We start from the raw sequence: 23357 nt of genomic DNA, 5'->3' as shown, positions 1-23357 counted from the left end.
CGTTGACGGTTGGCGCTGCAGTGCAGGAGTGTGACAGGGCGTACCGGCACGCGCTCGCCAGATAACCGCCGGCCCGCCGGCGGCAACGCCGACGCCAGGCTGCAGATGCGGCAACGAAAGCGGACGCAGCGTCGATGTATTGCCCCAACCGACCTGCCACGCAACAGCCCGCTTCGCACGCAGTTGCGGCCATCCGCACAGTTGCATTGCACCATGGTCGCAGCGCGGCCGACGCATGCAGCAGCGATAATGGCAGTCCCCTGTCCCGCTGTGCCGCCATGTCCGACGAACGCATCCTGTACGCGCCGCTGCGCGAGCGCCTGGTTTCTGCCGAGGCCGCTGCCGCATTGATCCAGCCGGGCGAGACCGTGGCGATGAGCGGCTTCACCGGCTCCGGTTACCCCAAGGCGGTGCCGATGGCGTTGGCACAGCGTATCGAAGCGGCGCATCTGCAGGGCCAGCCATTCCAGATCAAGCTGATGACCGGCGCATCCACCGCGCCGGAACTGGACGGCGCGCTGGCCAAGGCCGACGGCATCGCCATGCGCATGCCGTTCCAGTCCGACCCGGACGCGCGCCAACGCATCAACGCCGGCACGCTGGACTATATCGACATCCATCTCAGCCACGTCGCCCAGCACGTGTGGTTCGGCTTCTACGGCCAGATCGACACCGCCGTGGTGGAAGTCTCGGCGATCCGCGCCGACGGCAGCCTGGTGCCGTCCACCTCGATCGGCAACAACAAGACCTGGCTTGACCTGGCCAGCAAGGTGATCATCGAGGTCAACGATTGGCAGCCGGCCGGCCTGGATGGCATGCACGACGTGTACTACGGCACTGCGCTGCCGCCGCAGCGCAAGCCGATCCCGTTGGTGCATGGCGACGACCGCATCGGCGAGCCCAGCCTGCGCTGCGACCCGGACAAGATCGTGGCAGTGGTGCGCACGCATGGCCCGGACCGCAACAGCCCGTTTGCTGCCGCCGACGACAGCAGCGAACGCATCGCCGAGCACCTGATCGCGTTCCTGCGCCACGAAGTGGACAAGGGCCGGCTGCCGGCCAGCCTGCTGCCGCTGCAATCGGGCGTGGGCAATATTCCCAATGCGGTGCTGGCGGGGCTTGCACGCAGCGGCTTCCGCGACCTGGAAGCATTCACCGAAGTGATCCAGGACGGCATGCTCGCGCTGCTGCGCGATGGCGTGCTGCGCTACGCCTCGTGCACCGGTTTTGCGCTCAGCCCGGAAGGCAACGAGGAGTTCAAGCGCAATATCGATTTCTACCGGCAACGCATCATCATGCGCACGCAGGAGATTTCCAATCATCCGGAGCTGGTGCGCCGGCTCGGTTGCATCGGCATGAACGGCATGATCGAGGCCGACCTGTACGGCAACGTCAATTCCACCCACGTGATGGGCAGCCGCATCATGAACGGCATCGGCGGTTCCGGCGACTTTGCCCGCAACGGCTTCCTGTCGATCTTCCTGAGCCCCAGCATCGCCAAGGCCGGCAGCATCTCGTCGATCGTGCCGATGGTCAGCCATGTCGACCACACCGAACACGATGTCTCGGTGATCGTCACCGAACAGGGCCTGGCCGATCTGCGCGGCCTCACACCCAAGCAACGCGCACGCCAGTTGCTCGATCACTGCGTACACCCGCGCTACCGCGATGCGCTGGAAGATTATGTGGCGCGCGCCAATCGCGACAGCTATGGCAAGCACACCCCGCATCTGCTGACCGAGGCGCTGTCGTGGCATCAGCGCTGGTTGGAGACGGGGGATATGTTGGGGTGAGCGGGAATCGGGAATCGGGAATCTAGAGTTGTAGCGCAGCGTGACGGTGTTGCTAGAGAGATCGGAGCACGGTCGTCGTGCTGGTGTTTAACGCTTCGCGAACTTCATTGCTGGCATCGACATGCTGCGACATCGCGATGTCACGGATGTGGCGGATAACGTTCCTGCCCGCTCGCATTCGGCGGCAGGACGGCTCTCTCCCCCTCCTGCCACTGGGCGCGACGGGTCACCACTGGGTGGTGTCCAATCCGTCGGGCCGGCTCCCTGCGCCGGCCCGGCGTTCTCGTTCTGGAGCGGCCATCAGCACGCATGCGCTTGTGTTCATTGCCAGGCTGCTCGAGAGGGGCTTCTCCCTTCTCCCGGCGGGAGAAGGTGGCGCGTAGCGCAGGATGAGGGTCCGCGCGAAGCCTCGTGCTCTCACCCCACCGCCTCGCCGATCACGCAGCTTCGGCAACCCGCCTTGCGCGACGTGCGCGTACGGCCGTCGCCAGGCGCTCGAGCACCTGCACAGAGGCGTCCCACCCCAGGCAGCCGTCGGTGATGCTCTGGCCGTAGGTCAGTGCGCAGCCGGGCACCAGTTCCTGGCGTCCGCCGACCAGGTGGCTTTCCACCATGACGCCGACGATGCGGGTCTCGCCGCCTTCCAGTTGCGTGGCGATATCGTCGATGACCTTGGGCTGGTTCTCGGGATTCTTGCCGCTGTTGGCGTGGCTGGCGTCGATCATCAGGCGCGCCGGCAAGCCGGACGTGTTGAGCACCTGGCTGGCCGCTTCCACATTGGCCGCGTCGAAGTTGGGCTGCTTGCCGCCGCGCAGGATCACGTGGCAGTCCGGGTTGCCTGCGGTCGCGGCCACCGCGGTGTGGCCGTCCTTGGTCACGGCCAGGAAATGATGCGGGTGCGAGGCCGCACCCACCGCGTCCACCGCAATCTTGACGTCGCCGCCGGTGCCGTTCTTGAAGCCCACCGGGCACGACAGGCCCGAGGCCATTTCGCGATGCACCTGGCTTTCGGTGGTGCGTGCGCCGATCGCGCCCCAGGCCACCAGGTCGGCGATGTACTGCGGCGAGATGATGTCGAGGAATTCCACACCGGCCGGCAGGCCGAGGTTGTTGATGTCGCGCAGCAGACCGCGCGCCACCCGCAGGCCCTTGTTGATCTGGAAGCTGCCATCCAGATCCGGATCGTTGATCAGGCCCTTCCAGCCGATGGTGGTGCGCGGCTTTTCGAAGTACACCCGCATCACGATCTCCAGCGCGTCGCCGAATTGCTCGCGCAGCGGGCGCAGGCGGTGCGCGTAGTCCATCGCCGCGACCGGATCGTGGATCGAGCAGGGCCCGATCACCACCGCCAGGCGGTCGTCACGGCCATGCAGGATCTCGTGCAGCGCGGCACGCGAATTGGTCACGGTCTCGGAGGCTCGCTCGTCGCAGGGCAGCAGCGACAGCAGCTGCGAGGGCGGGGCAAGGGCTTCGATCTTGCGGATACGCAGGTCATCGGTCACAGGCGGCATAACAGTGTCTCGGTGGGCGGTGTTGCATCAGGGAGCCAGGCGCGGCGGCAACAAAAAAGCCGCCAGTGTGCGCTGGCGGCTTTTCGGGAATGCTGCTGAAGATTTCTTCAGGGTGAGCGCAATCCGTCCTCCGCCAGCGGCATCGGAAAACCGTAGTACCAAAAGTAAAACTGGCTGCGGGGTGCGTTCATTGAGTGCATTGATACCACGCACGTTTGGCCGTTGCCACTGTTTCATCGGCAACGGAACGTTGCAGCGGTGCTCCCGCGGGGTGCCTGCAAGCCGCATGTGTCGCGCCGACCACCGCGGCGCACGACAAGCTGGGCGAACCGATGCGCGGCATTACCACGCGCGCGTTGGCAGGCCGGGTTCGCGTACGGCTTGCCTGCGCAGATGGCATCGACGATGCATCGCACGCCACGACGCTGTGCCGTGACGTGCGATGCGGCCAGCACCTTCAATCAGAACGTAAACACATATTCCGCCGCCACTTCGCGGCCGATCGGGTTGAACAAGGTGGTGTTGTAGAAGCCGTAACCGTAGAAGCGCTCCTTGTTCTCGTAGCCCACTTCGTTGAACACGTTGTTGACGTAGAAGTTGACCTTGGCGTGGTCGGTGATCCTGTAGCCGGTGCTGAGGTTCCAGTAGATCGCCGGGCCGACGCGGCCGAAGTAGCGCTTGCTGCTCTCGCCCAGATGCACGTTGGCGGTGTCGGTGACCACGCATGCGTCCGAGGCACTGGGTTGGTAGCCGTCGTCGAAGCGCTCGCAGGTGCCCCAGTTGACCGCGCGCATGGAGCCGAGCCGGCGGAAGTACACCGTCCAGTCCCAGGCGCCGCCGTTGTCCCAATGCACGCTGCCCCGCACACGGCTGCGCACGCGTTCGTCGCGGCGGTTTTCATCGCTGTCGGTACGGTAGATCTGCTCGCGATAGGCCAGCAGGTTGTTGTAGTCCAGCGACAACTGGAAGTTGCCCCAACCCGCGGTGGCAAGCCGGTATTTCAGCGAGGCATCGATGCCGGAGGTTTCCATCTGCGCCAGGTTGATCGGGCCGCGCTCGATGCTGGCGATGGTGCCGTCGGCGTTGCGCAGCACGCGCGAGGTGATGGTGTCGCAATAGCCGGCGCCGCCGGGATTGTTCCAGGCGCCGCCGCTGATGGTGGTGCCGGTGCGGCAGCCGGCTTCGGCCGAGAGGATCTCGTCGCGGTCCAGATCCTTGATCATTTCCTCCAGCTCGATGCGGTAGTAATCCACGCTCAGCGACAGGCCCTGCACGATGTCCCACACCACCCCGCCGGTGAACGAGCGGCCGGTTTCCGAGCGCAGATCCGGCGTGCCGCGACGGTTCACGTCCACGGTGTAGTAGATGTTGCTGTTCTCGTCGTTGCAGCCGCCGGTGAGATACGCGCCGGTGGCGATGCAGCGGTATTGGTCGATCACGGTCTGGTTGGTGGAGCTGGGTTCGCCGAGCACGTAATGCATGTCCGGTGCGCGGAAGCTGGTGGCCAGCGTGCTGCGCACCAACAGGCTCTCGACCGGGCGCCATTCCAGACCCGCGCTCCAGGTGGTGTCGCTTTGGGTGCCGACATCGGTCGGAATCGCCGCCGAAGAGCGATAACTGCCGTAGCGATCGTAGCGGCCGGCGACATTGGCGCTCAGCGTCGACAGCAGCGGAATCTGCAATTCCAGCCCGGCCGAACTGCGCATGCGCTCGCCACCGCCACTGTCCACCACATCGACCGGATAGCACTCGTTGGCGCAGGGGTCGGGCGACAGCTGGTAGCCCTGCTTGGCGACTTCGGCCACGGTGGCGAAGCGGATCGGCCCGGCCCAGCCCTGCACCAGATCGCCGCTCAGGCTGAAGCTGGCCTGGTTCACCCACGAATACGCCGAGTTATGCGATTTGGCGACCAGCTCGTCGTACTCGCTCGAGGACAGCGGTGCATACAGGCGCGCCTGGTTGATCGCATAGATCGGCGCGCCGTCGGCGGCGGTGCCGGTGGGGCTGCCGAGGAAATAATCGGTGGCGCGGGCGGTGTCCACGGTGCGTACGTATTCGTCCACCGTGTAGCGTGAGCGGCCCACGCTCAGCTCCCAGTCGAAGCGGTCGGCCCACACGCCACGCAAGCCGGCGCTCAGGTCCCAGGACTGCTCCTTGTTGTAGTTGGCCAGCCGGTCCCAACCACCGGCCTCGCGCCGGGTGAGCTGCCGGATCGCATACAGCGAGCGGCCGGTGTCGGCGTCCTGGAACGGACCCAGATACACATACGGCGGGTCGTAGGTCCAGCGGCCGATGCTGCGGTTGGCCGACAGCGTGGCCCAGGCTTCGGTGTGCTCGCCGAACTTCCAGGTGCCGTAGAGATAGGCCGAGTAGTCCTCGCTGCCAGTGACCAGCCCCCAGTCGCCGTAATCGCGTGCCACGCCGCAGTAGTCGCCGGCGTTGGTGACCACCCCGGTGTTCTGGTTGTAGCTCAGCCGCTGCCCGTCGATGAACTCGCCGCCGAAGCGCGCGCAGGTGCCGGCGGGCGGTGCGAGGCGTTCGTTGGTGTTGGCATCGACCAGGCTCAGGCCGGTGAACGGGTTGAAGCCGTAGCGGCGGTTCTGCCCGGTCCAGTTGGAATAGGCCATGTCGTCGGAATCGTCCATCTCGGGGCGATCGCGCCCGCTCAGCGGATCGCGCCGGGTGGCCTGCAGCGCGTAGGTCAGGCTCCAGTTCTCGCCGGTGCGCCCGCCGGCCCAGGACACGTCGAAGCTGTCGCGGCCGCCTTCGGTGGCAGTGCCGCCGCGCAGCCGCACCTGGTCGCCCTGGTAATCGCGCTTGAGGATCACGTTGACCACGCCGGCCACCGCGTCCGAGCCGTAGATCGCCGAGGCGCCGCCGGTCAGGATGTCGATGCGCTCCACCGCCGCGGACGGGATGTTGCTGTAGTTGGAAAAGTTGCTCTCGCCGCCGTACGGCAGTGGGTAGTCGGCCACGCGGTGGCCGTTGACCAGCAGCAGGGTGCGGCCCGGGCCCAGGTCGCGCAGGTTGATCGGCGAGGCGTTGGGCGTATGCGAGCCCCATTGCGTATCGGCCTCCACCGAGCCCTGCTGGTTCATGCTGTTGAGCACGTCGTAGACGGTGGCGAAACCTTCCTGCTGGATCTGCTGCGCAGAGATGGTGACCACCGGCTGCGCGCCTTCGACCTGCGCGCGCTTGATGCGCGAGCCGGTGACGCTGACCGCGTCCAAGGTGGAGGTGGCGCGCGGTTGCTCCGGCTCGGCCTGCTGGGCAGCCGCCGACGGTGCGATGGCGCCGGTCAGGGCGAGGGACAAGGAAATCGACAAGGCAAGGCGATGACTGCGGCAGTTCATAAGATCCCCGGGAGAGGCCGGCATGGCCGGCGTGGCGTTCCACTGCAACGACGCCTGCGAGCGATGCACCGCATCGCCGCCCCCTGTCCGATGGCCCCCCGACCGTTCGGCGCAAGCGCCTGCCCAGCGACGCTAGGTTGGCGCTGACATCGATGTCAACACACTGTCATGCAAGTGTGATGGGGTTCGCGATCCACGCGATGGCACGCACGTCGACACGGTTGGGGCCGCGAACCGATTGCGCGAACCGTGGCATCTGCGCCGCGTAGGAGCGCACCCGGGCGCGACTGGGGCATTCCCGGTGAAGCCCATTCGCGCCCTGGGGCGCTCCTACGGGGTCATGGGGTTTGCGTAGCCATGCAAGCGCCGGGTTCGACATGGTCGAGGCCGCGAACCGATTGCGCAAGCCAATGGCATCGGCCCCGCGTAGGAGCGCACCCGGGCGCGACTGGGGGCATTCCCGGTGAAGCCCCTTCGCGCCCCGGGGCGCTCCTACGGGGTCATGGGGTCTGCGTGACCATGCGCACGCGCGGGTTCGACACGGTTGGGGCCGCGGCATCGGCGCTGCGTAGGAGCGCACCCGGGCGCGACTGGGCATTCCCGGTGAAGCCCTTTCGCGCCCTGGGGCGCTCCTACGGGTCATGATGGGGTCTGCGTGGCCACGCACGACCTCTTGCGGCATCCACGACCGCCCACAAAAAACCCCGCCTTTCGGCGGGGTCCTTTTTTGCTGCAACAGCCGAGTGGCGTGGATCAGAAATCCATGCCGCCCATGCCGCCCATGCCACCGCCGGCCGGCATCGCCGGCTCGTCCTTCTTCGGTGCATCGGCCACCATGGCTTCGGTGGTGATCATCAGGCCGGCGATCGAGGCTGCGTTCTGCAGCGCCGAGCGGGTGACCTTGGTCGGATCCAGGATGCCGAACTCGACCATGTCGCCGAACTCGCCGTTGGCCGCGTTGTAGCCGTAGTTGCCGGTGCCTTCCTTGACCTTGTTCAGGATCACGGACGGCTCTTCGCCGGCATTGGCCACGATTTCGCGCAGCGGGGCTTCCATCGCGCGCAGGGCGATCTGGATGCCGTGGGTCTGGTCTTCGTTGGCACCGGTCAGGTTACCGACGGCCACCAGCGCACGCACCAGGGCCACACCGCCGCCCGGGACCACGCCTTCTTCGACGGCTGCACGGGTAGCGTGCAGGGCGTCTTCGACGCGGGCCTTCTTTTCCTTCATTTCGATTTCGGTCGACGCGCCGACCTTGATCACTGCAACGCCACCGGCCAGCTTGGCCACGCGCTCCTGCAGCTTCTCGCGGTCGTAATCGGACGAGGTGTCTTCGATCTGGGTCTTGATCTGGCCAACGCGGGCTTCGATCGTGGCCGAGTCGCCGGCGCCGTCGATGATGGTGGTGTTCTCCTTGGAGACCTGCACCTTCTTGGCGCGGCCCAGGTCCTTGATCGTGGCCTTCTCCAGCGCCAGACCCACTTCCTCGGAGATCACGGTGCCGCCGGTCAGCACGGCCATGTCTTCCAGCATCGCCTTGCGACGGTCGCCGAAGCCCGGTGCCTTGACGGCCACGACCTTGACGATGCCACGGATGGTGTTGACCACCAGGGTGGCCAGCGCTTCGCCTTCGACTTCTTCAGCGACGATCAGCAACGGCTTGCCGGCCTTGGCCACGCCTTCCAGCACGGGCAGCAGGTCGCGCACGTTGGAGATCTTCTTGTCGTGCAGCAGGATGAACGGGTCGTCCAGGTCGGCCGACTGGCTCTGCTGGTTGTTGATGAAGTACGGGGAGAGGTAGCCGCGATCGAACTGCATGCCCTCGACCACGTCCAGCTCGTTTTCCAGGCCCGAGCCTTCTTCAACGGTGATCACGCCTTCCTTGCCGACCTTCTGCATCGCTTCGGCAATGATGTTGCCGATCGATTCGTCCGAGTTGGCCGAGATGGTGCCGACCTGGGCAATCGCCTTGTCGTCGGTGGTGGGCTTGGAGATGTTCTTCAGCTCGACGACGGCAGCCTTGACGGCCTGGTCGATACCGCGCTTGAGGTCCATCGGGTTCATGCCGGCGGCCACAGCCTTGGCGCCTTCGCGGATCAGGGCCTGGGCCAGCACGGTGGCGGTGGTGGTGCCGTCGCCTGCGTTGTCGTTGGTCTTGGAAGCGACTTCCTTGACCATCTGCGCGCCCATGTTCTCGAACTTGTCAGCCAGTTCGATTTCCTTGGCGACGGAGACGCCGTCCTTGGTGATGGTCGGCGCGCCGAAGCTCTTCTCGAGCACGACGTTGCGGCCCTTCGGGCCCAGGGTGGCCTTGACGGCATTGGCAAGCACGTTGACGCCACGAACCATACGGGTACGTGCGTCTTCACCGAAACGAATGTCTTTAGCAGCCATTTGTTGTAACTCCGGAATTTGAGATTGGGGATTGGGGATTGGCTAAAGCGGGGTTCGGGGGAGATGCGGGATCAGCTGCGCCAAGCGCAGTGGCCAATCCCGAATCCCCACTCCCGAATCCGCCGTCAACGGCTATCAGCCGATGACCGCCAGGATGTCGTCTTCGCGCAGCACCTTGTACTCGACGCCTTCGGACTTGTAGCTGCTGCCGGCGTACTGGCCGTAGATGACCTTGTCGCCGACCTTGACCACCGGCGCGCGCAGGCTGCCGTTGTCCAGGGGCTTGCCGGCGCCGATGGCGACGACTTCACCCTTGGTGGACTTTTCCTTGGCGGAGTCCGGGATCACGATGCCGCCGGCGGAAACTTCGTCGGCTTCGATCGGCTTGACTACAACGCGGTCGTGAAGCGGCTTGATGCTCATAGAGAAAGACCCTCTTAAGTGATTGATTGGTCTGGAAATTATCGGCGATGTTAGCACTCGTATGTGACGACTGCCAGCACAGCGCGCGGAAAAAACCCGACAGAGCGGGTGCGGGCCAGAGATTGTGCTGTGTGGCCAGCTTTCAAGGGCTGGGGGGCAAAAAATTTTCGCCGGGCAGTTCCGTCCCAGGGCCACGACGCGGCCGACACGACCTGGCAAGCAGTACGACCGCTGGCGACGGTCAGCCGGGTCGGGAACCGGGCTGCGCAACAGCCGGCTGCGCCTGAGGCCGGCTACCGAGCCACTGTCACGCCGGACAGTGCGCACCGAGCAGTCGCCGGAGCAGCCGCTCTAAAAATGGAACCAGGTTCCACCGATTGTCATGCGCACGTTTTACAGTCGGCCACGCATTCCCCGATCACAAGGAGCTGTCGATGAGGTTGCCGTCCCCTGCACGTGTTTTCCCCTTGCGCTGGTCCCCCAGCTGCACGCTTCCCCTGGCCTGTGCGCTCGCGCTGGCCATCCCCACCGCCCACGCGGCGGTGTTCATCAACGAACTGCATTACGACGACGCAGGCGCCTCCGGCGACAGCGGCGAAGGGGTGGAAGTGGTGGCCACCGCCGGCGAATCGCTGAGCGGCTACCGCATCTATCTGTACAACGGCAGCACACCGGGCGCGGCCACGGTCTACGCCAATACGGCGGTGCCGGCCGGCAGCCTGGTCAGCTGCGGCAGCCAGGTGCGCGTGGCCACGGTCGGCTACGCCAGCAACGGCGTGCAGAACGGGCCCAACGACGGCGTGGCGCTGGTCGACCCCAACGGCCAGCTGGTGCAGTTCCTCAGTTACGAAGGCGCCATCACCGCCAGCGGCGGCCCTGCCGCCGGCATCACCAGCCAGAACCTGCCGGTCAGCGAGAGCAACAGCAGCGCGGTCGGCAGTTCGCTGCAACTGACCGGCACCGGCAGCAGCGCGTCCAACTTCAGCTGGGCCGGCTCGTCGGCGCAGACCTTTGGCGCGTGCAACCGCGGCCAGAGCTTCAACGGCAGCGGCGGTGGCGGCGAGACCGGCGCGGCACCGACGATCACCAGCACCACCCCGACCCAGGGCGCGACCGGCTTTCCCGCCGCCGGCGACCTGAGCGTGGGCTTCAGCGAGGCGGTGACGCTGAGCAGCGGCGCCTTCGCACTGAGCTGCGCCAGCTCCGGCACGGTGGCGCTGAGCTACCCGACCAGCGGCACCCGCTTCAGCCTGTCCACCAACACCGCCCTGGTCGGTGGCGAGCGCTGCACCCTGGCGATCACCGCCAGCGCCATCCGCGATGCCAGCGGGCTGAGCCCGGCCGCCAACCAGTCGATCGCCTTCACCGTGGCCACCGCCAGCGGCGGCGGCACCGGTTACTACTCGCGGGTCAACACCGCCAATGCCAGCCAGTTGCGCTGTTCGCTGCACACCGTGATCAAGGGCCACACGGTCTATCCGTACAGCGGCTCGGGCACCAGCACCTGGACCATCCTGGAGATGGCCGACGAGGATCCCAACAACAGCGGCCGGATCCTGGACGCCTACCGCAACCGCAGCTACGCCAAGGGCAGCGACCGTGCCGGCACCGGGAGCGGGCTGACCTACAACCGCGAGCACACCTGGCCCAACTCGCTGGGCTTTGGTAGCGCCAGCGGCGACAAGGGGCTGCCGTATGCGCCCTATACCGATACCCACATGCTGTATCTCACCGATACCGCCTTCAACGCCGACCGCGGCAATAAGCCCTACGCGGCCTGCACCAGCAGCTGCGGCGAGCGGGTCACCGAGGTCAATGACGGCAGTGGCGGCGGCAGCGGGCGCTATCCGGGCAATTCCAACTGGGTGCGCACCCCGGATGGCAACGGCGGTACCTTCGAGGTGTGGGGCAAGCGCAAGGGCGACATGGCGCGTGCGGTGATGTACATGGCAATCCGCTACGAGGGCGGTACCGACGCGGCCACCGGGCAGTCCGAGCCGGACCTGGAGCTCACCGACGACCGTAGCAAGATCGTGCAGACCTCGGCCTCGCCGGCCTACATGGGCCTGTTGTCCACGCTGCTGGCCTGGCACCAGGCCGACCCGCCGGACGATGCCGAGCGGGCGCGCAACCAGGTGATCTTCAGCTTCCAGGGCAACCGCAACCCGTTCGTGGATCACCCCGAATGGGCGACCTCGAGCCTGTTCACCTCGGCCAAGCCGGCCAGCTGCCAGTTGGCCAATTGATCCGGCCCGGCCCGGCGCCCCAGGCGCCGGGCCGGGAGACGGCCTTGCAGCGGCAATCCACGTGCCCGACCGCGCAGCAGGCGCGCGAGCCGTCGGCCTGCGTCATTCAACATCAGCGGGCAGGCGCAGGACCGATATCGCCGGACAGCCGCCAGGCTCAGCGAACTTGACGCCCTGTTCCGGAAACTGCGGTCGATCCCCCGCAGACAGGGGATTACACTGCGCGGTCACATGAGCGCCTCTTCCCTCCATCTGTTGTTCAGCACCTGTCCGGATGCCGACAGCGCCGAGCGCATTGCGCGCGTGCTGCTGGACGAGCGCCTGGCCGCCTGCGTCACCCAGTTGCCCGGCGTGCAGTCGCTGTACCGCTGGAACGGGGCGATCGAGCGCAGCCAGGAAGTGCAGCTGTTGATCAAGACCTGGGAAGACCGCCTGCCGGACGCCATCGCGCGGCTGCAGGCGCTGCATCCATATGAACTGCCGGAGGCGATCGCGGTCCAAGCCAGCGCCGGGCTGCCGGCGTATCTCGATTGGGTCCGGGCCGAAACCCGCAAGGAATCCTGACGTCCATGAAGTCTCTGTCCCGCTGGATCGCCCGCTGCGCATTGCTGGCCGTACCCTTGCTCGCCGCGCCGCTGGCGCTGGTGGCGCCCCTGCCCGCGCAGGCCGCGGTCACCGAGGCCGACCTGCTGCCGGTGGATCAGGCCTTCACCCTGAGCGCCACCGCCGACAGCCGCGACAGCATCGCGCTGCACTGGAAGATCGCGCCGGGCTATTACCTGTATCGCCACCGCATCAGCGTCAAATCCGGGCAAGGCTTTGCCGCCGGCGAGCTGGCGCTGCCGGAAGGCGAGAGCAAGCACGACGAGTTCTTCGGCCAGGTGCAGACCTACCGCAAGCAGCTGCAGGCAAGACTGGCCGGCAAGGCCGATGCCGGGTTGCAGACCGCCGTGCTGCAGGTGCAATACCAGGGCTGCGCCGACGCCGGCGTGTGCTACCCGCCGCAACGCCGCGAGCTGCGCGTGCGCCTGCCCGATGCCTCGGCTCCCGCCGCGACGTCCGCCACCCCGCGCGAAAACCTGGGCGCGCTGGTGCCGCGCGCACCGGCAGGCCCGCGGATGTTCGGCAGCACCGGCCAGGCCGCCGGCGTGGACGCACTGCCGCTGCCGGCCGAGCAGGCCTTCACCTTCGAAGCCATCGTCGGCGACGGCAACAGCCTGCTGCTGCGCTTCACCCCCGCGCCCGGCTATTACATCTACCGCGACCGCACCTCGCTGGCGCTGGAAGGCGCCGGCGGCGTGCGTCCCGGGCTGCCGCGCTGGCCGCAGGGCAAGGCGCACCGCGATGAGCACTTCGGCGATGTGGTGGTGTATTTCGACCAGGCCGAAGTCACCTTGCCGCTGCTGCGCGAGCATGCCGAACCGGTCAAGGCGACCCTGGTGGCGACCTTCCAGGGCTGCCAGACCGATGGCATCTGCTACCCGCCGATGACCCGTCGGGTGGCGCTGGAGTTGCCCGCCGGCACGGTGTCGCCGCAGAACCAGGCGCAGGCGGCGCCGCTGATGATCTCGCCGCTGCCGGCCGGGCAGCTGCCTGCGGAACCGGCGCCAGCACCGACGCCCGCGGCGACTGCAGCGCCGGCCGCAGATGCCTCGGCCGACAATCCGCAGCGCACCCAGCCGCCGCACACCGACAAGGGCTTGCTGGCGATGCTGGTGCTGGCCCTGCTCGGCGGGCTGGTGCTGAACCTGATGCCCTGCGTGCTGCCGATCCTGTCGCTGAAGGTGCTGGGCCTGGCCCACAGCGGCGAGAGCCGCAGCCACGCGCGCAGCCATGCGATCTGGTATTCGCTGGGCGTGCTGGTGTCGTTTGCGGCGATCGGCGCGCTGGTGATCGGCCTGCGCGCGGCCGGGCAGGCGGCCGGCTGGGGCTTCCAGCTGCAGCAGCCGTGGTTCGTCGCGGCGCTGGCCTATCTGATGTTTGCGGTGGGCCTGAGCCTGTCGGGCGTGTTCACGCTGGGCAGCAATCTGGGCGGCATCGGCCAGTCGCTGGCAGCGCGCAATGGCCCACTGGGCGATTTCTTCACCGGCGTGCTGGCCTGCGTGGTGGCCAGCCCCTGCATCGCCCCGTTCATGGGCACCGCACTGGCGTATGCCTTCACCGCCCCGGCGCTGCTGGCGATGCTGGTGTTCCTGGCACTGGGCCTGGGCCTGGCGCTGCCGTTCCTGCTGATCGGCTTCATCCCCTCGCTGGCGCGGCGCCTGCCCACGCCCGGCGCGTGGATGGAAACGCTCAAGCAGGTGCTGGCGTTCCCGATGTATCTCACTGCGATCTGGCTGCTGTGGGTGCTGGGCAAGCAGCGCGGCGTGGACGCGCTGGCGCTGATGCTGGTTGGCGCCACCCTTCTGGCACTGGGCCTGTTCTGCTTCGAGCGCAGCCGCTGGAAGAGCCATCGCATCGGCATGGGCCTGGCCGCGGTGATGCTGGTGCTGGCGATCGTGCCGGTGGTCGGGGTCACCCGCCTGCGCCTGCCGGCCGCCACTGCCGCCGAAGGCGTGGTGGCGTTCTCGCCGCAGTTGCTGGACCGCCTGCGCGCCGACAACCGCGTGGTGTTCGTCAACATGACCGCCGACTGGTGCGTGACCTGCAAGGCCAACGAGAAGAACGTGCTGAGCAGCGCCGACTTCCGCGACGCACTGCGCCGCGTCGACGCGGTCTACATGAAAGGCGACTGGACCAATGTCGACCCCAGGATCAGCGCCTTCCTCGACCAGCACCAGGCCGTCGGCGTGCCGCTGTACGTGGTCTACGGCCCCGGCGCGCCGCCGGCGGTGCTGCCGACCGTGCTGACCAACGCGATCACCGAGGATGCGTTGCTGCGCGCGGCTAGGTGAGCCGGTCGGTCAGACCCGCGGGCCGGCACGCCGGCTCGAACGGCGGCCCGATGCATGGACGGCATGGGTCGATGATGAAGGGAGCGAGCGCCGATCGGCGCTGAAGTGGCTGGATGCCGGCGAACACCAGCCGGCGTTGCCGAGCACGCCACGCGACAGCACGACAGCACGACAGCACGACAGCACGACAGATAGCAGGGTCCGGGACGCGCGGCAGCGAACGCACCACTTCCGCGGATGGACGCGCTGCACTACGCCCCATGGTGATTCAGCAGATGGTCGGCATGCGATCGACCGACCGGCAAGGCTGGGCGCCTGCCGCGAAACCGCAGCCCCACAGGGCCTGGCGCACCAACGCAGCAGCGTGCCACCATGAAATTAAAACAATCGTTTAAAACAGACCTAACTTCGTCTATCTGGACAGCATCGGCGACATCGCGCAGACTTCCGGCCTTTCCGCTCTCCCGGATGTCATGGCCCACCTGCTGCTGTTGCATGGCCCCAACCTCAACCTGCTCGGTACCCGCGAGCCGGATGTCTACGGGCGCACCACGCTGGCGCAGATCGATGCGGCCCTGGTGGACCGTGCGCAGGCCGCCGGGCATGCGCTGGCCTGTTTGCAGTCCAATGCCGAGCACGTGCTGGTGGAGCGCATCCACGCCGCGCGCGAGGACGGCACCGCCTACATCCTGATCAACCCGGCCGCCTTCACCCATACCTCGGTGGCGTTGCGCGATGCGCTGCTGGGCGTGGGATTGCCGTTCGTGGAAATCCATCTGTCCAACCCGCATGCGCGCGAGCCGTTCCGTCACCACAGCTATCTCAGCGACAAGGCCGACGGCGTGATCTGCGGCTTTGGTGCCGACAGCTACCGGCTGGCGCTGGAAGCGGTGATCGCGCGGCTGGAACGCGACGCATGACATCCCGCTCACCCACGCCGGCGCCCGCGCCGACGGCCTGACCCCCTTCCGCCGGCAGCCGCCGGCAACCTCCACCGATTCACCTCATGAGGCCCGTATGGATCTCCGCAAAATCAAGAAACTGATCGACCTGCTCGAAGAATCCAATCTCGCCGAAATCGAGATCAAGGAAGGCGAAGAAAGCGTGCGCCTGGCACGCGTGCCCAAGGGCACCACCGTGATGAGCGCGCCGGTGCAGCAGTACGCACCTGCCCCGCCCGCGCAGGCCCCGGCCGCCCCCAGCATGCCGATGCAGTCGCCCACCGAGGCCTCCACCGGCGGCGCCAAGCAGGCTGCCGCCCTGCCGGAAGGCCACGTGCTGCGCGCGCCGATGGTCGGCACGTTCTACACCTCGCCCTCGCCGGACAAGCCGGCCTTCGTCACCGTCGGCCAGCAGGTCAAGGCCGGCGAAACGCTGGCGATCATCGAGGCGATGAAGATGTTCAACCCGATCGAAGCCGACGTCTCCGGCACCATCGTGGCCATCCTCGGCGAAACCGGCCAGCCAGTGGAATTCGATCAGCCGTTGTTTGTGATTGGCTGAGAGCCGGGAATCGGGAGTGGAGAATCGGGAATCGGCAAAGCGGCCTCATGAACGCCTGGAGGCCTGGCGCGATTCCATGGAGCTTGTGGAAATGATCTATCGGTTCACCGAGGTCTTTCCCGAGCAGGAACGCTACGGCCTGACGGCGCAACTGCGCCGTGCGGCCATCAGCATCCCGTCGAATATCGCCGAAGGTGCGGCGCGACGTTCAACTCCCGATTACGCGCGGTTTCTCTCGATTGCGCGCGGCTCGCTCTCCGAACTGGATACACAGGTCCAGATCGCCGTACGACTGGGCTATAGCAACACCGAAGACGAAGACATCGTCAGCCAGCAGGTCGACCAGGTCTTCGCCAAGCTCACCGCATTGATGAATGCCTTACGCAGACGTGGAGCCGCACCATGATGCCCGCTTCTCCCCATTCCCCATTCTCGACTCCCTATTCCCATGCTCGATAAAGTCGTCATCGCCAACCGAGGTGAAATCGCGCTGCGCATCCTGCGCGCGTGCCACACGCTCGGCATCCGCACGGTCGCGGTGCATTCCACGGTCGACCGCAACCTCAAGCACGTGGCCATGGCCGACGAGTCGGTGTGTATCGGCCCGGCTGCCTCCAGCGACAGCTACCTCAACATCCCGGCGTTGATCGCCGCGGCCGAGGTGACCGATGCGCAGGCCATCCATCCCGGCTACGGCTTCCTGTCGGAAAACGCCGATTTTGCCGAGCGCGTGGAAGAATCCGGCTTCATCTTCATCGGCCCCAAGGCCGACACCATCCGCCTGATGGGCGACAAGGTGGAGGCGATCCGCGCGATGAAGGCCGCCGGCGTGCCGTGCGTGCCCGGTTCGGGCGGCCCGCTGGGCGACGACATCGTCGCCAACACCAAGGTGGCGCGCGAGATCGGCTACCCGGTGATCATCAAGGCCGCCGGCGGCGGCGGCGGGCGCGGCATGCGCGTGGTGCATTCGGAGGCCGCGTTGAAGGCTGCCATCGAAACCACCAAATCCGAAGCCAAGGCCGCCTTCAGCAACGATCAGGTCTACATGGAGAAGTTCCTGGAAAATCCGCGCCACGTGGAAATCCAGGTGCTGGCCGACGGCCAGGGCGGTGCGATCCATCTGGGCGAACGCGATTGCTCGATGCAGCGCCGCCACCAGAAGGTGGTGGAAGAAGCGCCGGCCCCGGGTATCACCGAAGAACTGCGCAACGAGATCGGCAAGGTCTGCGTGGATGCCTGCATCCGCATCGGCTATCGCGGCGCGGGCACCTTCGAGTTCCTGTTCGAAGACGGGCGTTTCTACTTCATCGAAATGAACACGCGCATCCAGGTGGAGCACCCGGTCACCGAACGCATCACCGGCATCGACCTGGTCTGCGAGCAGTTGCGCATCGCCGCCGGCCGCAAGCTGACCATCAAGCAGAGCGACATCGTGCTGCGCGGGCATGCGATCGAGTGCCGCATCAATGCCGAGGACCCGGAAACCTTCATGCCCAATCCGGGCCTGATCACCGCGTTCCATCCGCCCGGCGGCCCGGGCGTGCGTGTGGATACGCACATCTACGCCGGCTACAAGGTGCCGCCGAACTACGATTCGATGATCGGCAAGCTGATCGTGCATGGCCCCGATCGCGAGACCGCGATTGCGCGCATGCGCGTGGCGCTGAGCGAGATGGTGGTGGACGGCATCAAGACCAACATCCCGCTGCAGCAGCGCATCATGCGCGACAAGGGCTTCCAGGCCGGTGGGCAGAACATCCACTATCTGGAAAAGCGCCTGGCCGAGCGCAAGAACAAGTCGATCGCGCTGGTCTGATCGCACCGGCCAGTGCACCGCGCAACAAGCCCGGGAAACCGGGCTTGTTGCGTTGTTGCCCGGTGCATTGCGCAGGCCAGCCGACCTGTGCGTAGGAGCGCACCCGGGCGCGACCGCGCTTTATCGGTGGAGCCTCGTCGCGCCCAGGTGCGCTCCTACGGGATCCTGGGTGCTAGCGGATCCGCGGCGCCGGCTGCTGGCTGCCCGGCACCGGCACGATGCCGCTGGAGGAGGCCGGGTCGACCACGGTCATGGTTTCGGTGGAGCCATCCGGCCACACCACCTGGAAGGTGGAGCCGGCCGGCAGTGTCGAAAACGGCATCGCGCTGCTGGCGCGGTACACCGCGGCCACCTGGCTGGCGCCATGCCGTCGCTGCTGTTCGTCGGCGGCGACCGTGGTCGACTTGACCGACAGCGGCTGGTAGCGGTGATCGGCGGTGTCGATCATCACGATGCCCACGGCCGCGGCCGAATACGCCACGAACAACGCGACCCAGAACCAGAACTTGGCGCCATGCGCCAGGCGACGGTAATTCATGACTGCGCTCCCGGCTCGGAGACCAAGCTATCGACCATCTCATCCACTCTGTCTGCTCCCTGCCGCGGCACCGCGGCATCGAATACGAACGACACGAAATCCTGTGCGCTGTTGCGCGAGCAGATGCCCGCATTGGCGCAATAACTGGTGACCAGGGTGCTGTCAGCGCTGCAATCCAGCCCCAGCCGGCATGCAGCCACCTGCCAGGCCAGCTCGGCGAACTGATCGCCGGCCACGTAGCCGTCGAGGCTGTCATCGCCACTGGCGCGCGCGCCCATCGCCGGCGCCAGCGCCAGGTAGGCCTCCGGGTCGCGCGAGGTCAGCACGCGTTGCACCAGCGCGCGCTTGTAGCTGGGCGAGCGCTGCAGCGGCTCGCCCAGCGCCAGCAACGCCGCCTCGGCAGCCAGGTTGCCTGCATGCGCGGCTGCCTGCCGCTGCTGCGCCACCAGCCGCGGGCCCAGGCCATCGCTGGGCGCAAAGCCGGCGCAGCGTTGCGCCACGCGCGTGCGCGCCGCGTGCATCGCCGCCACGCCGGGTGTGTGTTGCGCGGCGATCCAGGCGCTGTCGGCGGCGTAACCGGCCGGGCTGGACGCATACGGCGCGCAGTAATCGTAGACGCGGCTCAGGCGCCAGCCCGCCTGCGCATTGCCGGCCCGCACCTGCTGCTGCAATTGCTGCGCATAGCGGTACAGGTCTGGCTGCGCGTCCACCGCATCGCGGTAGGGCAGTTGCAGGGCAGTGCCGCGTTCGGCGGGCGCGTGCGCCCGCGCTGCCGGCGCGCCGGCACGGGCATTGCTGGCAACCGCCGGCAGCGCGGCGGTGGGCGAATCGCCCGGTTGCGCGCGCACATGCCACCAGGCCGCCGCCGCGAGCGCGACGGGAGCCAGCAACAGCCAGAGATGGCGGGCACGAGCAAGCGGCATGGACAGCGGCGACCCTGCTGCGGAAAGCCCCGCAGCGACGGCGCGGAGTCTAGCACCCGCGCCCGCGCACGCTGGCGCGCAAGCGGACGCTGCCGAAGCGAACGGCGGACGGTGCATTGCATGAGGACGGTGATCTGCGCGGGTGTGGCGTGCGTGGCGCGCAGCGGGCGTCTGGTTGCCGGCGCGCCCGCGTGCTGCGCCGGCAGCGGCCGGCGCCACCGCGCCGCATGTGCGGATTGCACCGATCAGGCGACGGCATCCGCCGTATCACGCACGCGGTGCGCCTGCCTATCCGGCGCCCGTCGCGCAGGAGTCCGCCTGCATGAATGGTCTACGATGCACGCTTTCGAATTGCCCGACCGCCACGATGCCGTTTCTTGAACTGACCCTGCCCTGCTCCGACGCCACCCAGCCCCGTTACCAGAATGCGCTGGACGACATCGGCGCGCTGGCGGTGACGCTGCTCGACGCCAATGCCGACACCAGCAACGAGCGCGCCATTCTCGAGCCCGGCGTCGGCGAAACGCCGCTGTGGAACACCATGGTGCTGAACGCCCTGTTCGACGGCGACAGCGATGCGCTGGTGCTGCTCGCCGCGCTGGAAGCGTTCGACCCCGGGCTGGACTGGAGCCAGGTGGCGTTCCGCACGGTTGACGACAGCGACTGGGAACGCGCCTGGATGGATCAGTTCAAGCCGATGCAGTTCGGCGCGCGCACCTTCATCGTGCCGTGGAATCACGCGCTGCCCGAGGCCGCGCAAGCGCCCGACGCCGCAGTGATCCGTCTGGATCCGGGCCTGGCGTTCGGCTCGGGCACGCACCAGACCACCGCGCTGTGCCTGCGCTGGCTGGACAGCCTGGCCGGCAGTGGCGAGCTGCAGGGCCGCAGCGTGCTGGATTTCGGCTGCGGCTCGGGCATTCTCGCCGTCGCCGCGCTGAAGCTGGGCGCGGCCAGCGCGGTGGGCGTGGACAACGACCCGCAGGCGCTGCTGGCCACTGCCGACAATGCCGAGCGCAACGCCTTGCAGGCGCAGCTGGCGGTGTACCTGCCGCAGGACGAACCGGTGCAGACCTATCCGGTGGTGGTCGCCAACATCCTGGCCTCGGCGCTGGATGCGCTGGCCGACACCTTGTCCGCACGCGTGGCACCGGGCGGGCGGATTGCGCTGTCGGGCATCCTGCATGGTCAGGAAGAGGAACTGCTGCAGCGCTACGCGCCCTGGTTCGAGCAACTGCGTTGCGAACGCGACGAAGACTGGATGCGCATCGACGGCGTGCGCCGCCACTGACGCCGCCTCGGGTCAGCGGTGTGGCCGGCCGGCGCGGATCTGCGCGGTGGTCACCGCATCGGCCACACTGATGGCGCGCAGGCGGGTCACCGCCTGCCAGCCGGCACGCCGCAGCGCCGCGTTGCGCCACGGCCCGGCCTGCCGGGCCAGCTGCACGCGCAGGCCCAGCTCGGCCAGCAGCAAGGCCGCCCAGGCCGGCAGCGACCACGTGCGCGGGCCCAGGCTGGCCAGGCCGCCGGCCAGCGCCAGCAAACCCACACTGAGCGCCAGCAGCCGCCAGTGCCGCTGGCGCAGCGCCCACCACCGCGGCGCCAGCCCGGCCGACCACTGCGTGCCGTCGGCCACCGCGGTCCACGCGTCCTGGCGCTGCCAGACCTGGTAACACGGCGCGCCCCGAAAGCGGGTGATCGCCGGATCCAGCGGCGAATGTGCCGGCCATGCCGCGGGTGGTGGCGCGGCGGGCGGCGTTGCCGGCGTGGTGGAACGGGCGGATTTGGGAGCGGCTGGCTCGACCATGGATGTCCTCCTTGAGTTCGCTGTGATCCCGTCATCATTGACGCCCGGACAGTATCGCAAACATATCGGCATATGAAAGGTATACGAACTATCCCTGATTGCTGCTAGGGCTATATCTCCCGGCCCGTTCCCCACTCACGGTGCCGTGTGAGCAAGTTGTACGAACGCGTCCGCGAAGCCCGCGCCCTGACCAAGCTGACCCAGGAAGGCCTGGCCGGCGAGCTGGGCGTAACCCGTAGCGCGGTGGCGCAGTGGGAGATGGCCGAAGGCACCGCGCCTTCGGTGGACAACCTGATCGGCCTGGCCAGGCGCAGCGGCATGGCGTTCGAATACCTGGCCACCGGCCGCGGTGAGCGCACCTTCGGCCCACCGGTGCCGACGATCGCCGAAGAACCCGCGCAGTACCGCCATCTGGACGAGCAGCAACGCGTGCTGCTGAACCGCTTCGACACGTTGGCGCCGCGTCAGCGCAGCGGCCTGCTCGATCTGTTGCTGGCCGAGGGCAAGACGCGGCGTCGGCGTTGAGTTGGGGATTCGGGATTCGGGATTCGGGATTCGGGATTCGGGATTCGGGATTCGGGATTCGGGGGCAGGCTGCTTGGGGCTTCGTTTGTAAGGCAAGCTCGGAGTGGTAGCTGGCTCAGTCGGATTTGGATGACGTGGTGCCGGTCGTTGCGTTTGCTTGTTGGCTGGAATGCGTCTTTGCTGGAATGCGGCCTTGGTCTGCGGCGGGGTGGTCACAGCGGCGCGACGGTTGGCCAGCCAACGGGATGCGTACCCCGCAGTCGATGGAAGCGGCATCTGCGCTTGCGGCTGCGTGCCGCACGCATGACGCGCCCGGGTTCGCCCATCGGCGTGCGCGTGGTTGAATAGGGTTCTTCCCGCTGCACGTCTGCCGATGTCCGAGACCCCGCCACCGCGCCGCCCACTGGCCACGTTCCTGCGTGCGACGCCGGCTGCCCCGTCGCTGATCCCGACCCCGGTGGTGCCTGCGGCCGACGCGCCGCTGCACGCGCCGCCGGTGCCGGCCAGCGCACTGGTGCCGGCACCATTGGCGGAGCCGGTGGCCGCCCCGACGGTGCCGATCGTTCCGCCGCCGTCTGCGCCACCGGCGACTGCGCCGCATAGCGATTCGGTGCCGCTGGACATCCTGCTGCCGACCGCCGATGCCGGCCAGACCGCGGCAGATGCCGCTGAGCCGGACCGGCTGGCGTGGACCACGGCGACCACGCGCCAGCTGCCCGGCGATCCTGCCGAAGACACAGCGGCCGGTCCCGGCGACATCCCCAGCGCGCTCGCCGGCACTGCCGCTGCACAGCCGACCACCACGCATCCGCGCAGCGTGGCGGCCGCCGGCGTGGCAGGCACAGACCGGCAGCGTGAGCACGGCACCGCGTCTGCTCCCGCCTCCGACCTGGCCGCCCCGCCAGCACCCGGCAGCGCTCCGGACACGGACGCCGAGCCCAGCGACAACGACGCGGACGCTGCCGACGCGGCGGCGCCCGCCCAGTTCCAGCCACTGCCAGCCCAGGCCGCGCCTGCATTCGCACGCCGCGGGCTAAGCCGGCCACGGCTGCGCGCCAGCGGCCGCCAGTGGGCGTTGCTGCTCGGGCTGGTCGGCCTGCTGGCCTTGCAGATCGTCATCGCCGACCGTGCGCAGCTGGCCGCCGATGCGCGCTGGCGTCCGCTGGTCAGCGCCGCCTGCACGGTGGCGCGCTGCACCCTGCCGGCCTGGCGCGAGCCGGCCGCGCTGACCTTGCTCAATCGCGAGGTGCGCCCGCTGCCCGGGGTGCCGGGCGTGCTGCAGATCCAGGCCAGCTTCCGCAACGAGGCACGCTGGGCGCAGGCCTGGCCGTGGCTGCAGCTGTCGCTGTCCGACGCCGACGGGCGGGTGATCGGCACGCGCGTGCTGGCGCCGCAGGAGTATCTGGGCCAGCCGCCGGCCGCGCAGGACACGCTCGCGCCGGGCCAGGCGGTGCAGGTGGCGTTTCGCGTGCGCGAACCGGCCGCGAGCACGGCCGCCTTCAGTTTCGACTTCCGCTGAGCGGACCCGACCTGCGCCAATGGCCACACGGGCGTGGCGAGCGGGGAGGTCACGCGCTAGACTCACTCCCCCTCGCCGGCCACGCGTCCCGGCTTCGTGACACTGGGAAACCTCC

The 23357-nt window shown here is 67.8% G+C and carries 19 protein-coding genes; 11 read left to right on the top strand and 8 right to left on the bottom strand.

Annotation, left to right across the window (positions count from 1 at the left end; translation table 11 throughout):
• The first annotated feature begins 278 nt into the window (after positions 1-278).
• Entirely contained in the window at positions 279-1793 is a 1515-nt protein-coding gene (locus AC1PLS_RS02850) for an acetyl-CoA hydrolase/transferase family protein (protein ID WP_104543436.1), read from the top strand.
• A gap of 437 nt (positions 1794-2230) precedes the next feature.
• Here AC1PLS_RS02850 and AC1PLS_RS02845 read toward each other — a convergent pair whose 3' ends face one another.
• The 5 genes from AC1PLS_RS02845 to AC1PLS_RS02825 all read right to left on the bottom strand — a co-directional run bounded on the left by AC1PLS_RS02845 (position 2231) and on the right by AC1PLS_RS02825 (position 9474).
• The gene (locus tag AC1PLS_RS02845) at positions 2231-3304 is read right to left on the bottom strand and encodes a 3-deoxy-7-phosphoheptulonate synthase (RefSeq protein WP_046345560.1); all 1074 of its coding nucleotides are present in this window, start codon (positions 3302-3304) and stop codon (positions 2231-2233) included.
• Positions 3305-3331: 27 nt separating this feature from the next.
• The gene (locus tag AC1PLS_RS02840; RefSeq protein WP_126750501.1) at positions 3332-3541 is read right to left on the bottom strand and encodes a hypothetical protein; all 210 of its coding nucleotides are present in this window, start codon (positions 3539-3541) and stop codon (positions 3332-3334) included.
• A gap of 224 nt (positions 3542-3765) precedes the next feature.
• Positions 3766-6657, bottom strand: coding sequence for a TonB-dependent receptor plug domain-containing protein (locus AC1PLS_RS02835; protein WP_260214104.1), 2892 nt, complete (start codon positions 6655-6657; stop codon positions 3766-3768).
• A gap of 753 nt (positions 6658-7410) precedes the next feature.
• Positions 7411-9051, bottom strand: coding sequence for a chaperonin GroEL (gene groL / locus AC1PLS_RS02830; protein WP_039523170.1), 1641 nt, complete (start codon positions 9049-9051; stop codon positions 7411-7413).
• Between the two features lie 135 nt (positions 9052-9186).
• The gene (locus AC1PLS_RS02825; RefSeq protein WP_003483210.1) at positions 9187-9474 is read right to left on the bottom strand and encodes a co-chaperone GroES; all 288 of its coding nucleotides are present in this window, start codon (positions 9472-9474) and stop codon (positions 9187-9189) included.
• 434 nt (positions 9475-9908) lie between these two features.
• Between AC1PLS_RS02825 and AC1PLS_RS02820 the strand changes: the two genes are divergently transcribed.
• From AC1PLS_RS02820 to accC, 7 genes are all read left to right on the top strand, one after another.
• Complete coding sequence (locus tag AC1PLS_RS02820; protein ID WP_184432291.1) at positions 9909-11720, top strand: endonuclease; 1812 nt, start codon at positions 9909-9911, stop codon at positions 11718-11720.
• A gap of 231 nt (positions 11721-11951) precedes the next feature.
• The gene (gene cutA / locus AC1PLS_RS02815) at positions 11952-12284 is read left to right on the top strand and encodes a divalent-cation tolerance protein CutA (RefSeq protein ID WP_024940554.1); all 333 of its coding nucleotides are present in this window, start codon (positions 11952-11954) and stop codon (positions 12282-12284) included.
• 5 nt (positions 12285-12289) lie between these two features.
• Complete coding sequence (locus AC1PLS_RS02810; RefSeq protein WP_481104181.1) at positions 12290-14614, top strand: protein-disulfide reductase DsbD family protein; 2325 nt, start codon at positions 12290-12292, stop codon at positions 14612-14614.
• 473 nt (positions 14615-15087) lie between these two features.
• Complete coding sequence (gene aroQ, locus AC1PLS_RS02805; RefSeq protein ID WP_039811529.1) at positions 15088-15534, top strand: type II 3-dehydroquinate dehydratase; 447 nt, start codon at positions 15088-15090, stop codon at positions 15532-15534.
• A 97-nt stretch (positions 15535-15631) separates the two neighbouring features.
• A complete protein-coding gene (accB, locus tag AC1PLS_RS02800; protein WP_016903367.1) occupies positions 15632-16117 on the top strand; it encodes an acetyl-CoA carboxylase biotin carboxyl carrier protein in 486 nt (161 codons plus the stop codon).
• Between the two features lie 76 nt (positions 16118-16193).
• A complete protein-coding gene (locus tag AC1PLS_RS02795; protein ID WP_221190814.1) occupies positions 16194-16523 on the top strand; it encodes a four helix bundle protein in 330 nt (109 codons plus the stop codon).
• Positions 16524-16565: 42 nt separating this feature from the next.
• A complete protein-coding gene (gene accC, locus AC1PLS_RS02790; protein WP_016903366.1) occupies positions 16566-17933 on the top strand; it encodes an acetyl-CoA carboxylase biotin carboxylase subunit in 1368 nt (455 codons plus the stop codon).
• A 172-nt stretch (positions 17934-18105) separates the two neighbouring features.
• Here accC and AC1PLS_RS02785 read toward each other — a convergent pair whose 3' ends face one another.
• Together AC1PLS_RS02785 and AC1PLS_RS02780 are read right to left on the bottom strand one after the other, a co-directional pair.
• Positions 18106-18471, bottom strand: a complete 366-nt coding sequence (locus tag AC1PLS_RS02785) for a hypothetical protein (RefSeq protein WP_016903365.1) — start codon at positions 18469-18471, stop codon at positions 18106-18108.
• Positions 18468-19394, bottom strand: a complete 927-nt coding sequence (locus AC1PLS_RS02780; RefSeq protein WP_054591308.1) for a hypothetical protein — start codon at positions 19392-19394, stop codon at positions 18468-18470. The genes AC1PLS_RS02785 and AC1PLS_RS02780 overlap by 4 nt, the downstream gene beginning before the upstream one ends.
• 367 nt (positions 19395-19761) lie before the next feature.
• Between AC1PLS_RS02780 and prmA the strand changes: the two genes are divergently transcribed.
• Positions 19762-20682: a 50S ribosomal protein L11 methyltransferase gene (gene prmA / locus AC1PLS_RS02775; protein WP_039509979.1), complete on the top strand. Its 921-nt coding sequence runs from the start codon at positions 19762-19764 to the stop codon at positions 20680-20682.
• A 12-nt stretch (positions 20683-20694) separates the two neighbouring features.
• Here prmA and AC1PLS_RS02770 read toward each other — a convergent pair whose 3' ends face one another.
• Positions 20695-21198, bottom strand: coding sequence for a hypothetical protein (locus AC1PLS_RS02770; protein WP_039523155.1), 504 nt, complete (start codon positions 21196-21198; stop codon positions 20695-20697).
• Between the two features lie 147 nt (positions 21199-21345).
• Between AC1PLS_RS02770 and AC1PLS_RS02765 the strand changes: the two genes are divergently transcribed.
• Both AC1PLS_RS02765 and AC1PLS_RS02760 read left to right on the top strand, forming a co-directional pair.
• On the top strand, positions 21346-21723 hold the full coding sequence (locus AC1PLS_RS02765; protein ID WP_039523154.1) for a helix-turn-helix transcriptional regulator: 378 nt from the start codon (positions 21346-21348) through the stop codon (positions 21721-21723).
• Positions 21724-22096: 373 nt separating this feature from the next.
• Entirely contained in the window at positions 22097-23242 is a 1146-nt protein-coding gene (locus AC1PLS_RS02760; RefSeq protein ID WP_184432296.1) for a DUF3426 domain-containing protein, read from the top strand.
• The last annotated feature ends 115 nt before the right edge of the window (positions 23243-23357 follow it).

It is taken from the genome of Xanthomonas sp. NCPPB 3218, from assembly GCF_056725185.1.
The sequence above is the reverse complement of the archived record's forward strand: the minus strand, read 5'-3'. Positions and strand labels throughout refer to the sequence as shown.